We start from the raw sequence: 12609 nt of genomic DNA on the forward strand, positions 1-12609 counted from the left end.
TCTTTAGGTTCGTCGTAGCATCGATCGACCCTCATCCCGTCATGCGACGGCCTCAGTCGAATCCCTGAACCGGCGGCGTCGAGCTCTGCGCCGGAGCGGCGGGCGCGGCTTGAACCGGCGGAGCCGGATTGCCGGCAGCTCGCATCTGACCGTTGGCTGCCATCGCCTCGCGGGTGCGCATCGGGCTCCTGGTCGCGGCCGCGCGGCGCGGCGGCGCCCGATGTCCTGCCGACTGCGAACCTCTCATGCCCCAGGAACGGGCGATCGAAGGTCCGGCAGTGTAGCCGATCAAGGCTCCGGCAACCGCACCGACTGGCCCCAACACGACCGCGCCGGAGACGGCACCGAGTGCTGCATCGCCGGCGCGCTCCTGCGCAACCGCACTCACCGGCACACAAGCCAGCATTGCGACAGCAGTGATCAAAGCCTTGGTCATCGGAGCGCCTCCCTCACGGGAAATCACTCCTGCTCAAATATGGCCGCACGAGGTTCGCTTGCCGGCCAACAAAAGGCAATCGGCGGGGAACCCGGCTGTGGGGCGACAATAGCCTCTGTTCCTGGAGACCGTGGTCGTCGCATTTGACTTTGGCACACCTCACGGCGCGCCTCGTCCTTCGAGACGACCGCTTCGCGGTCTCCTCACGATGAGGCTAAGCAGCATCGTACCCGTTGAACTGCCGCTACGCATTCTGTCCTCATCCTGAGGAGCCCGCCTAAAGCGGGCGTCTCGAAGGACAGCTCTCAAACGCGATCGCCCCGCCGCAAGCGGGGAGAGGCGACGGCGACTACACGATCCTGATCGACATATCAGGCAGGCCCTCGAGCTTGCACAGCAGCACGTCGCCCTTCACGACGGGACCGACATTCTCCGGCGTGCCGGAATAGATGATATCGCCGGCTTTCAATTCGAACGCTTCCGACAGCTTTGCGATCTGCTCGGCCACGTTCCAGATCATCTTGCTGAGATCCGAGTTCTGCTTCACCGTGCCGTTGATCGCCAGCGAGATGGCGCCCTTGTCGAAATGCCCGGTCTTGCTGGCCGGATGAATCGGGCCGATCACCGCGGCGTGGTCAAAACTCTTGCCGATCTCCCAGGGCTTCTTCTCCGCGGCCATGCCGTTCTGGAGGTCGCGCCGGGTCATGTCGAGGCCGAGCGCGTAGCCATAGACGTGGTCGAGCGCCTTATCGACCGGGATATTGGTGCCGCCTGATTTCAGCGCGGCGACCAGTTCGACCTCGTGATGATAGTTCTTGGTCAGTGACGGATAGGGATGATCGGCGACCTCGCCGACCGCGACGTTCTGGATCGCGTCGGTCGGCTTCTGGAAGAAGAACGGCGGCTCGCGGTTCGGGTCCGAGCCGCGCTCGATCGCGTGCGCGGCGTAGTTGCGCCCGATGCAGTAGATGCGGCGGACCTGGAACACCTGGCTCTCGCCGACGATCGGGATCGTCACCATCGGCACCAGGAAGAGCGGCTTGGGTCCGGCCTGCGCGGCGGCGGGTGCGACCTCGGCCATCGAAACGGCGGCGGCCGCCGCAGCGGTTGCGAGCAGATCACGTCGCGTGGGTGAGGTCATCTCGGGTGCTCCCTTTGCCTTTGCTTGGGCAGCGTCATGCGCGCCGATCCGGCTGATAGTCGATATTTGGCATGCCAGCAACATGGATCGGCGCCGGCAGCTTGATCGCCGCGCGGCACAAATCTACTAGCGGACGAAACGATCGCCGCCTGCGACAGCACTACTCGTATCGGACGCGGGCGCCACTCTCACGACGATCGCAACCGGTACGCCATTTCGCGACACCGTGAGCTTCACCTCCTCGCCGACGCGCGCGAGGCCGATCGTGTTGCGGAGTTGGGCTGCGGTGCGAATCGGACGGTCGTCGGCTTTCGTGATGATATCGCCCTTGCGCAGGCCCGCCTGTTGCGCCGGCGAATCCGCCGCGATCTCCGCGACGACGGCTCCCTGGTTCAATCCCTTGTTGACCGAGGGGTGCAGGTCCTTCAGAGAAACGCCGATCCGGCCGCGCTCGACGCGGCCCTTGGCGACGATCTGCTCCATCACCTTCCGCGCCATGTTGACGGGAATTGCAAAGCCGATGCCGACATTGCCGCCGGCAGGCGAAATGATGGCCGAGTTGATGCCGACCAGTTCACCCCGCAGGCTGACCAGCGCTCCGCCGGAATTGCCGGGATTGATCGCTGCATCGGTCTGTATGAAGTCCTCATAGCCCTGCTTGCCGAGTCCGGTCCGGCCGAGCGCACTGACGAGGCCGGACGTCACGGTCTGGCCAAGGCCGAAAGGGTTGCCGATCGCAAGCACGAAGTCGCCGACGTCAAGCGCATCGCTGTCGCCGAAGGACAGCGCCTGGAGCCCGGATGGGTTCTGGATCTGGAGCACGGCAATGTCCGTCTGCGGATCGCGGCCGATGACCTTGGCGGAGAATTGCCGGCCGTCCTTGGTGGTGACCTGAACGGCGGAAGTGCCTTCGACCACGTGATTGTTGGTCAGGACATGGCCACGCTGGGCATCGACGATGACCCCTGAGCCGGTCGCGTTGACCTCCTTCTCGATCTGCCTGGGGACGTCGAAGAACTCGCGGAAGAGCGGGTCGCGATAGAGCGGATTGTCCTCGCGAACGCGGCCATGCACGGAGATGTTGACGACGGCCGGCGTCACCTGGCGCACGAGCGGCGCCAGCGTGGGCACCGAGCCGCCCGTCTTCAGGTCTGGAATTTGGCCAGCGGCCGGCTGCGATGCCGTGAGCGCGAGCACCAGCAATGCAAGCCAAAGCAAACGCGTAACATTCATCTTGGTCACCTGCCGCATGTTCCAATGTGGATGGAAGAACTGGTGGCCTCAGTCACGCGGTGCGGCGACCAAACCGTGCACCGCGAGAAATGGCACGGCGAAGGCCGCCGAGGCTTGGCCGAGCAGCACGAGCGTCAAAACGGTGTGCGTGACGATCATGCGGCGCGCCTCTCTGCGGCGGCCCAGGGCCGTCGCAGCCGCATCGGGACGCCGCCCCCGCGTGGCGGATCATCATTGTCATTGTCGCCGTCGAGCTTACGCAACGCCGCCAGAACATCGGCAAGCCGGATGGTGTGGCTCATGCCCGGTATCTCGCGCAGCGCGGGACATGATTCGACCGCGTACATGTCGGATGCCCAGGACGACAGGATGATCCGCTTCTCCGGCGCGGAGAGTTCCTCGGCCTTCAGGACGTCAGCGGGCGAATCGTAATGGGCAGCTGGGTGAAACAGCGGATTGAGCGTGCCGGCATTGGTGTTCACGTTGGTCATCGGTCGTGCCTCCCTCATGCTCCTTTCCAAGGGACCGGTTTGTGGACGTTGGACGGCGGCGCCGACCGCCGCCGTCCCGCTTCAGTGCGTGTTGATCGCGATGCGCTTGACGCCTTCGCGTGCCTTCTCCGACTTCGGCAGCGACACGGTCAGCACGCCATTACTGAACGACGCCTCGGCCTTGTCCTCCTCGACACCCTCCAGCGGAATCTGCCGCTCGAACGCACCGTAGTAGCGCTCGGTGAAGTACCTGCCTTCGCCGTTGCGCTCGGCTTTTTTCTCGCCGCGGAGGGTCAGGACGCCGGCCGGGAAGTTCGGCCGAGACGGTCAGCGTCTTATCGGTCTCGCTGAGCTCGACCTTCGGCCAGTCGAAACGGCCCTCAATCAGCCGCGACAGGCTCGTCCCGCCGAAGCCGCGGAAAACGTCGTCGAACAGACGGTTCATCTCGCGATGAAGCGTCAGGAAGGGATCGAAATTGTCGCGCGCAGGCGCGAGGTCCTGTTTCCCTGACCAGGGAATGAGATCACGAAAACCCATTATTATCTCCTCCATGCATCGGGGAGCGCGGACGCGCATCGGCGCGCCGCGTTCCGTCACTGTCTTGATCGAGCGTTGATCGAGCGTCAGGCTGCCTTCTTCTGCTCGATCTGCGATGCCGCAGGAGGGGCGCCCGCGATCGGAATCCGGCGCGGCTTCATCGCTTCCGGAATCTCACGGACGAGGTCGATGATCAGAAGCCCGTCCTGGAACGAGGCCTGCTTCACCTGGACATAGTCGGCCAGGTTGAACACGCGCCGGAACGGACGCGCGGCGATGCCCTGGTACAGGTATTCGCGCGCAGCCGTCTCGGGCTTCTTGCCTTCGATGGTGAGCGCGTTCTGTTCGGCGGTCACGGTGATGTCGTTGGCACCAAACCCCGCCACCGCAAGGCTGATCCGATAATGGTCTTCACCGGAACGCTCGATGTTGTAGGGGGGATAGTTGTCCTCAGTCGTCTGGCGCAGCGTGCTGTCGACGAGGTCGGCCAGGTGGTCGAAGCCGATGGTGGAACGCCATAGGGGCGCGAAGTCAAAACTGGTCCTCATAACCAAGTCCTCCAAAGAGCAAGATGGATACGAAGGAGCGCAAGGCGGGATTTCAGACGGGTCCGAAAGACCAGCCAAGCGCCCGTGCCGGACCCTGTTTTTGGCATCCGGCACACCGCTCTCGCGGCGAGACACGACTTAGAAAATCGCAAGTCGGTTTCAAGGGGCCAGCCCGAAAATTTTTTGGGCCGCCGGGCAGGCGCTGCCCCTCAGGATCTCAGCGCCTCCCGCGCCGTCTCGGGCGCCATCAGCGTCGCGACGATCGTGATGATCGAGAGGGCGATGATGTAGACGGACACGGCCCAGTACGAGCCGGCCCACGCCAGCAGCGCAGTCGCAATCAGCGGCGAGAAGCCGCCGCTCAGCGCCGCCGCGACATTGGCGCCGAGCGAGGCTCCGCTGTAGCGCACCTGGGTGCGGAACAACTCCGGCATGAACGCGGCCTTCGGCCCGAACAGCAGCGCATGGGTCAGCGTCATCGTGACGACGAGCGCCAGCGTGATCAGCGCCGGCTCCTTGGTATCGAGGAACCAGAACAACGGAAACGCCAACGCCACCGAGAACACGCCGCCGGCGAGATACAGTGCTTTGCGGCCGAAGATGTCGGACAGCCAGCCGGCGAGCGGCAGCGTCGCGAATTCGACGAGGGCAGCATAGACCACGGCATCCAGGATCACCTGGCGCGACAGCCCGAGCTTCGTCGTGGCATAGACCACGGTGAAGACGGTGAGGAGATAAGCAAGCCCGACCTCCGACACCGTGATGCCGATCGCCAGCAGAAAGCTACGCCAGTCGCGGCGGAGCACTTCCAGCACCGGCTGCGCCAGCACCTCCTTGCGCTCGACCACCTCCTTGAAGTGCGGTGTCTCCGCGAGCTTGAGCCGCACGATGAAGCCGACACCGACGAGCAGGATGCTGATCAGGAACGGCACGCGCCAGCCCCAGCTCAGGAAATCGGCTTCGGGCAGCTTGGTCATCAGGCCGAAAATGCCGGTCGAGGCGGCAACGCCGACGGGAAAGCCGATCTGCACGAGGCTGCCATAGAAGCCACGGCGATTGCCGGCATGCTCGATCACCATGACGACCGCGCCGCTCCACTCGCCGCCCAGGCCGATGCCCTGGACGAAGCGCAGCACGATGAGCAGGATCGGCGCCCACACGCCGATCTGGCTGTAGGTCGGCAGGCAGCCGATCAGGAAGGTGCCGAGCCCCATCGCGATCATGGTCGCGACCAGCATGGTCTTGCGGCCGAGCCGGTCGCCGTAATGCCCGATGATGGCGCCGCCGATCGGCCGCGCCACGAAACCGACCGCATAGGTCGAGAACGCCGCCAGCGTTCCGACGAAGGGATCGAAGCTCGGGAAGAACAGCTTGTTGAAGACCAGCGCCGCCGCCGTGCCGTAGATCAGGAAGTCGTACCATTCGATCGCGGTGCCGAGCGCGCTCGCCCACACCACATGCGCCGTCGTCGATTGCTCCGCCGCCGCGGAGACTCCCGTTGCTGCCGTCATGCCCGCCCCAGAGATTCCGGAGAGCATCATGGCCAATCGCGCCGAGGGTTGCAACCTGCAGGGGTGATGGCTCTCACAGGATAACAATGCGGGATTTTGTGCGCAGGTGTCGCAACATCCTTCATTGCGAGGAGCTCTTGCGACGAAGCAATCCAGGCTGCCTCCGTGGAGACAGTCTGGATTGCTTCCGCCTTCGCCAAGGCTTCGGCGGACAAGTCGCTGCCCTCGCAATCGCGGGTGCTGAAGCAGCGGTGCCTCCTGTCGTCTCACCCGCCGAGAGGAACCCATCCAGACCCGAATTCATCATTGACAAACTTATTTGCTTATATCTAATTTGTCTCGAGAACAGGCCTGCCGCGCCATGCGGCCAATAAAAGAGAGGAAACGACGATGAGAGGGCTTCTGGCCTGCGCCATGCTCGCGGCCATGACTTCGGCAGCCATGACCACAGTCGCCACCGCACAAGTCTCCGACGACGCGGTGCGGATCGGCGTGCTGACGGATCTGTCGAGCTGGGGCCGCGACAACTCGGGGCCGGGCTCGGTCGAGGCCGCGAAAATGGCGGTGGAAGAATTCGGGGCGACCGTGCTCGGCAAGCCCATCGAGATCATCAGCGCCGATCACCAGATGAAGACCGATGTCGGCGTGCAGATCGTGCGCGGCTGGTTCGACAACGGCAAGGTCGACGCGGTCGTCGACATCCCCAACTCCGGCATCGCGATCGCCGTCCACAACATGGTGCGCGAGCGGGGCAAGGTCGCGCTGCTCTCCGGTCCCGGCGCAAGCTCGCTGACCGACGAGCTGTGCAGCCCAAACACCGTGCACTTCACCTACGATACCTATGCGCTGTCGAAGGTGACGGCCTCCGCCGTGATCAAGGAGGGTGGTAAGTCCTGGTACTTCATCACCGCGGACTACGCCTTCGGCCAGCAGCTCGAAAAGGACGCCACGCGTTTCGTCAATGAGATGGGCGGAAAGGTCCTGGGCGGCGTGAAGCATCCGACCAACACCGCGGACTTCTCCTCCTTCGCGCTCCAGGCGCAAAGCTCGAAATCCGACGTCGTCGCCTTCGCCAATGCCGGCCAGGACACCGACAACGCGATCAAGCAGTCCGGCGAGTTCGGCCTCGTCCAGGGCGGCCAGAAGCTCGTCGGCCTCCTGATGTTCGACACCGACGTGCACGCGATCGGCCTCAAGGCCGCGCAGGGCACCTACATGACCACGGCCTCGTACTGGGCCATGGACGAGGCAACGCGCGCCTGGTCGAAGAAGTTCTACGAGCGCACCAAGGTGATGCCGACCATGATCCAGACCGGAGTCTACGGCTCGGTGCTGCACTATCTCAAGGCCATCAAGGCGGCCGGCACCGACGATTCCGCCAAGGTGATGGCCAGGATGCGCGAGCTGCCGATCGAGGATACATTCGTCCACGGCGGCAAGTTGCGCGAGGACGGCCGCGTCATCCGCGACATGTATCTCGCCAAGGTGAAGAAGCCCGAACAGTCGAAGGAGCCGTGGGACTATCTGGACATCGTCAAGACCGTGAAGGGCGAGGACGCCTTCCGCCCGGTCTCCGAGTCCAAATGTCCGCTCCTGAAGAAGTGAGGCCAAGCATGACCGGCGGCGAGCATAGCGCAATTGAGACTTACGAGTGCGATGTGCTCGTGGCCGGATCAGGCTGCTCCGGCATGTCGGCCGCGATCACCGCGCGCCATCGCGGCCTCGACGTGCTGATCGTCGAGAAGGAGCCGCGCTTCGGCGGCACCACCGCCCGCTCCGGCGGCTGGCTCTGGATTCCCGGCACCTCGCTGGCAAAGGCCTACGGCATCGCCGAGACGCCGGAACAGGCCCGCACCTACTTGCGGCACGAGGCCGGCAACAATTACGACGCGGCACGGGTCGATGCATTTCTCTCGGCCGGTCCCGAGGCCGTCGATTTCTTCACCACCAAGACCGCGCTCCGCTTCGACATGCCGCTGGTGTTTCCCGACTATCACGCCGAAGCACCCGGCGGCGCGCAAGGCGGGCGCTCCATGGTGACGCGCCCGTTCGACGGCCGCGAGCTCGGCGACCTCATCAAGACGCTGGGCATGCCGCTGCCGGAGCTGACCGTGTTCGGCATGATGCTGGGAAGCGGCAAGGAGATCATCCACTTCATGCGGGTGACGAAGTCGCTGACTTCCGCGGTCTACGTCGCCAAGCGCCTGTCGCGTCACCTGATGGACGTGCTGCGCTACGGCCGCGGCATGACGCTGACCAACGGCAATGCGCTGGCCGGACGGCTGGCGAAATCTGCGCAGGATCTGAAAATTCCGATGTGGCTGTCCGCGCCCGTGCGCGAGCTGACGGTCGAGAACGGCGCGGTCACGGGTGCCATCGTTTCGCGTGAGGGACGCAACGTGCGCGTTCGTGCAAGGCAAGGCGTGGTGCTGGCCTGCGGCGGCTTCCCGCATGATGTGGAGCGGCGCAAGAAGATGTTTCCGCACGCGCCGACCGGCAGCGAGCATTTCTCGCCGGGGCCGACCGGCAACACCGGCGATGGACTGCGTCTTGCGGAGCGCGCCGGCGGACATATCGAGGATCGCCTGCCGAACGCGGCGGCCTGGGTGCCGGTGTCGCTGACCACGCGTAAGGACGGCTCGAAAGGCGTGATGCCGCATTTCATCGACCGCGCCAAGCCGGGCGTGATCGCGGTGATGCGCGACGGCCGGCGTTTTGCCAACGAAGGCAATTCCTATCACGACTTCGTCCAGGCCATGGTCAAGGCCGCCAAGCCCGGCGAGGAGATCGCGGCATATCTCGTCTGCGATCACAAGACGCTGCGCAAATACGGCCTCGGCTGCGTGCCGCCCTTCCCGATGCCGCTGGGTCATCACCTCGATACCGGCTATCTCATGCGCGGCGATACGCTGGAGGCGCTCGCGGCGAAGGCCGGCATCGACGCGGCGGCGTTCATCGACACCGTCAGGCAGTTCAATGCCACCGCGCCGCAAGGCCATGATGCCGCCTTCGGCAAGGGCTCGAAGGCCTATAACCGCTACCAGGGCGACGCGATGCACGGCCCGAACCCCTGCGTCGCGCCGATCGAGAACGGGCCGTTCTATGCCATCAAGATGGTGGTCGGCGATCTCGGCACCTATGCCGGCATCGTCACCGACGAGAACGCGCGGGCGCTCGATGCCGAGGGCCGCGTCATTCCCGGGCTCTATGCCGCCGGCAACGACATGGCGAGCATCATGGGCGGCAATTACCCGGGGGCCGGCATCACGCTTGGGCCGGCGCTGACCTTCGGCTACATTGCCGGGCGTCATCTCGCCGACAGCGCCGCCAAGCGCGACGCGGCCTAAGCCACGCCAGGAGGCGCATGAAGAGGGAAAGCCGCGGCATCCAGTCCATCGAGGTCGGCGGGGAGCTGCTCCGCGCGCTCGCAAGGTGCGGCGAGCCGATGATGCTGCGCGATCTCGCGCGCGAGGCCGGCATGTCACCGGCCAAGGCGCATCCTTATCTCGCCAGCTTCTCCCGCATCGGGCTGATCGAGCAGGACGAGACCACCGGCCGCTACGAGATCGGCGCGCTGGCGCTGGAGCTCGGCCTGATCAGCCTGCGCCGCCTCTCCGGCGTGCGCATCGCAAGGCCGAAGATCGCCGCGCTCGCGAGCCAGATCGGACATGCGGTCTCACTGGCAGTCTGGGGCACGTACGGCCCGACCGTCGTCCAGCTCGAAGAGCCGGCCCAGCCGGTCCACATCGTGATGCGCGCGGGGTCGGTGATGGCGCTGCTGGAGACGGCCACCGGCCGCGCCTTTGCGGCGTTCCTGCCGGAGAAGACCATCAACGCCGCGCTGGAGAGCGGGCTCGATCGTCACGGCGTCGGCTACAATCCGAAGCGCACCGTGAAGGGCCCGAAGGTCGCCGAGATGCTGACCGAGGTCCGCAAGCACGGCCTCGCCCGCGCGCTCGGCGATCCCCTGCCCGGCGTCAATGCGTTCTCGGCCCCCGTGTTCGATCATTCCGGCCATGTCGCGCTGGTCATCACGGCGATGGGGCCGGAAGGCACGTTCGATGCGCGCTGGGACAGCCCGATCGCGCATGCCTTGCGCGACTGCGCCGGCGCTATCTCGAAGCGGCTGGGCTACGGGATGACGGTTGCGGCGGAGTGAGGCTGTCAGATGCGCCGTCATGGCCGGGCTTGTCCCGGCCATCCACGTAGCGCGACGACTGCCGAGAGACGTGGATGCCCGGGACAAGCCCGGGCATGACGACCGAGAGAACTCGCGCTCCTACTTCTCCTTCACCGGCACCGTATAGTTCAGGATCAGCCTTCCGCCATCAGGATAGATCGTCTGCCCGGTGATGTAGGACGCATCGTCGCTCGCCAGGAACGCGACCACGGAGGCCACCTCGCTCGGCTCACCGCCGCGGCCAGCCGGGGTGCGCGACATCACGGTCTTGCGGGCGTCCTCGGAGGTGTAGATGGACGATGCCACCATGTCGGTCAAAATCGTGCCCGGCCCGACCGCGACGACGCGGATGTTGTGCGGGGCGAGCGCGACGGCGGCGACCGAGGTGAGCTGCTTCATGCCACCCTTGGACATCGCGTAGGTTGCCAGCGCCGGGATCGCCAGCAGCGCGTTCACCGAGGACATGTTGATGATGACCCCGCCGCCGCCTTGCGCGATCATCTGCTTGGCGGCGGCCTGCACGCCGAAGAACGCGCCCTTCAAATTGATGCCGATGATCTCGTCGAATTCCTCTTCGGATATCTCCAGGATGTCCCGGTTGCGGGCGACGCCGGCATTGTTGACCATGATGTCGAGCCGGCCGAACTCCTTCACGGCGGTGGCGACGAGCTGGTCGACATCGGCGCGCTTGGCGACGTTGCCGACGACGGTACGCAAGGCCTCCGGATGTCCGAGCTCGGCCGCCGTCTTGGCGAGGCCCTCGGCATCGACATCCGAAATCACGACCTTGACGCCGTCATCCAAAAATCTCTTCGCGCAGGCCTTGCCGATGCCGCGCGCTGCGCCAGTGATGGCGGCGACCTTACCGGATAGCTTCATGGTCTCACTCCAGACAAGAGAACCTCAATTCGCCGCCGACCTTGCCGTCGCCGGCATGTAAATCTGCGCGTAGCCTTCCTTGATCGCGGCGGTGATGCGGTCGAGGCCGAGGCGGCGGTCGATGTGCTTTTCCAGCACGGAGACGCAAGTAACGCGTAGCTCACGGCCATCGCCTTGAGCTGTTCATAGACGCGATCGACGATGCTGTCGGAAGCGAGTTCCACGTTGCTCTTCATCAGCTGCATTGATGCCCGGACACAGCTCTATATACCGGGGCCGCGTGGACGAAGGCAATGCACACGGCAGCGCTACCAGAGATTGTTCAGGCCCTTGCGACGATCGGAATCCGGCAAGACGCGCGAGCGCAGTCCGGATGCACGACCTCAGAGGAAGCGTTCAGGCGCAAACGGCGCCAGCGGAATCTCTGGCGCCTTGCCGCTGAGCAGCTGCGCCACGAGCCGCCCGGTACGGGCCGAACCAACCAGGCCAACATGGCCGTGGCCGAAGGCATAGACGATGTCGCGCGAGGCGCGCGCATAGCCGATGCAGGGCCGCCCATCCGGCATGCTCGGCCGATGCCCGAACCAGGTTTTTATGCGCGAAGGCGGAATATCCTTCGGAAGTTTTGGAAACATACTGATGAGATGGTTGCGCAGGATCTCGGCGCGCTTCCAGTTCGGCGCGGCCTCGAGGCCGGCGATCTCGACAGTGCCGGCGGCGCGCAGGCCCTTGTTGGTCCAGTTCACCACCATCTTGGCGTCGGATGCCATCATCGAGCTGCGCGGACCTGACTCCGGGTTCTCTATCATGACGTGGTAGCCGCGCTCGGTCTCGAGCGGCAAGGGATCGCCGACCGATGCGGTGAGCTGCTTCGAGCGGGCGCCGGCCGCGACGACGGCAGCATCACAGGCGATCTCGCCGGTCTCGGTAAGGACGGCCACGAGCTTGTCGCCATTCAACCTCAAGCCGGTCGCCTTGACCCGCACATGCGTGACGCCGCTGGCGATCGCATGATTGGCAAGCGCCGCGACATAAGCACCGGGATCGCGGCAGCGCCCGGCCTCCTCCACCACCACGCCAAAGGTGTAGCGCGGATGCAGATCGGGCTCGCGCTGGCGCATCTCGTCGGCGTTGAGCTCCATCCACTCGACGCCGACCTTCTTGCGCAGGCGCCAGCCGAGATCGTTGTCGAAATTGCCGCGCGACGGAAACACATGCATCACGCCATTGCGCTCGATCAATTCAGAAACGCCCGCTTCTTCCGCCAGCTTCCGGTGCAGCAGCGGCGCGTCCCTCAACAGGTCGCGCAGGGCAAACGCCGTCTTCTCGACCCGCGCCTCGGTCCAGCCCGAGACCAGATATTTGACCAGCCAGGGCAGCGCGTTCGGCAAATACGACCAGCGGATCGCGAGCGGCCCGAGCGGATCCATGAGATAGCCCGGCACCTTCTTCCAGATGCCCGGCTCCGCCGGCGGGATCACCGAATGTGACGACAGCCAGCCGGCATTGCCATAGCTCGCCGCCTGTTCGCCGCCAGGCTCGCCCGGATCGATCAGCGTGACGCGATGGCCCTCGCGCAGCGCCTCGATCGCGCTGATGACACCGACAGCGCCGGCGCCGATGATGGCGACGTGGCGGCCGGCCGCCATCGC

11 protein-coding genes and 1 pseudogene are annotated in these 12609 nt (G+C 65.1%); 3 read left to right on the plus strand and 9 right to left on the minus strand.

The window, feature by feature from the left end:
* Positions 1 to 52 precede the first annotated feature (52 nt).
* The 7 genes and pseudogenes from XI03_RS35305 to XI03_RS35335 all read right to left on the minus strand — a co-directional run bounded on the left by XI03_RS35305 (position 53) and on the right by XI03_RS35335 (position 5898).
* Positions 53 to 436 carry a hypothetical protein gene (locus XI03_RS35305; RefSeq protein ID WP_271594668.1) on the minus strand — a complete coding sequence of 128 codons (384 nt, stop codon included), beginning with the start codon at positions 434 to 436 and terminating at the stop codon, positions 53 to 55.
* Between the two features lie 349 nt (positions 437 to 785).
* On the minus strand, positions 786 to 1577 hold the full coding sequence (locus XI03_RS35310) for a fumarylacetoacetate hydrolase family protein (protein WP_271594669.1): 792 nt from the start codon (positions 1575 to 1577) through the stop codon (positions 786 to 788).
* 126 nt (positions 1578 to 1703) lie between these two features.
* A complete protein-coding gene (locus tag XI03_RS35315; RefSeq protein WP_271594670.1) occupies positions 1704 to 2810 on the minus strand; it encodes a trypsin-like peptidase domain-containing protein in 1107 nt (368 codons plus the stop codon).
* Positions 2811 to 2965: 155 nt separating this feature from the next.
* Positions 2966 to 3301, minus strand: coding sequence for a hypothetical protein (locus XI03_RS35320; RefSeq protein WP_271594671.1), 336 nt, complete (start codon positions 3299 to 3301; stop codon positions 2966 to 2968).
* A gap of 81 nt (positions 3302 to 3382) precedes the next feature.
* Positions 3383 to 3839, minus strand: a pseudogene (locus XI03_RS35325) (Hsp20/alpha crystallin family protein).
* A gap of 86 nt (positions 3840 to 3925) precedes the next feature.
* Positions 3926 to 4387 (minus strand): Hsp20 family protein, encoded by a 462-nt coding sequence (locus XI03_RS35330; protein WP_038970808.1) that lies wholly within the window; start codon positions 4385 to 4387, stop codon positions 3926 to 3928.
* Between the two features lie 209 nt (positions 4388 to 4596).
* A complete protein-coding gene (locus XI03_RS35335; RefSeq protein ID WP_271594672.1) occupies positions 4597 to 5898 on the minus strand; it encodes an MFS transporter in 1302 nt (433 codons plus the stop codon).
* A gap of 390 nt (positions 5899 to 6288) precedes the next feature.
* Between XI03_RS35335 and XI03_RS35340 the strand changes: the two genes are divergently transcribed.
* The 3 genes from XI03_RS35340 to XI03_RS35350 are packed head-to-tail and all read left to right on the plus strand — an operon-like array spanning position 6289 to position 10057.
* The gene (locus tag XI03_RS35340; RefSeq protein ID WP_271594673.1) at positions 6289 to 7503 is read left to right on the plus strand and encodes an ABC transporter substrate-binding protein; all 1215 of its coding nucleotides are present in this window, start codon (positions 6289 to 6291) and stop codon (positions 7501 to 7503) included.
* A gap of 8 nt (positions 7504 to 7511) precedes the next feature.
* On the plus strand, positions 7512 to 9245 hold the full coding sequence (locus XI03_RS35345; protein ID WP_271594674.1) for an FAD-dependent oxidoreductase: 1734 nt from the start codon (positions 7512 to 7514) through the stop codon (positions 9243 to 9245).
* A gap of 17 nt (positions 9246 to 9262) precedes the next feature.
* Entirely contained in the window at positions 9263 to 10057 is a 795-nt protein-coding gene (locus XI03_RS35350; protein ID WP_028145702.1) for an IclR family transcriptional regulator, read from the plus strand.
* A 120-nt stretch (positions 10058 to 10177) separates the two neighbouring features.
* Here XI03_RS35350 and XI03_RS35355 read toward each other — a convergent pair whose 3' ends face one another.
* The gene (locus tag XI03_RS35355) at positions 10178 to 10957 is read right to left on the minus strand and encodes an SDR family NAD(P)-dependent oxidoreductase (protein ID WP_038951129.1); all 780 of its coding nucleotides are present in this window, start codon (positions 10955 to 10957) and stop codon (positions 10178 to 10180) included.
* A gap of 383 nt (positions 10958 to 11340) precedes the next feature.
* The gene (locus tag XI03_RS35360) at positions 11341 to 12606 is read right to left on the minus strand and encodes an NAD(P)/FAD-dependent oxidoreductase (protein WP_271594675.1); all 1266 of its coding nucleotides are present in this window, start codon (positions 12604 to 12606) and stop codon (positions 11341 to 11343) included.
* Between the last annotated feature and the right edge of the window lie 3 nt (positions 12607 to 12609).

Origin of the sequence: Bradyrhizobium sp. CCBAU 65884 (assembly GCF_028128835.1) — a bacterium.
Classification (GTDB): Bacteria; Pseudomonadota; Alphaproteobacteria; order Rhizobiales; family Xanthobacteraceae; genus Bradyrhizobium; species Bradyrhizobium ottawaense.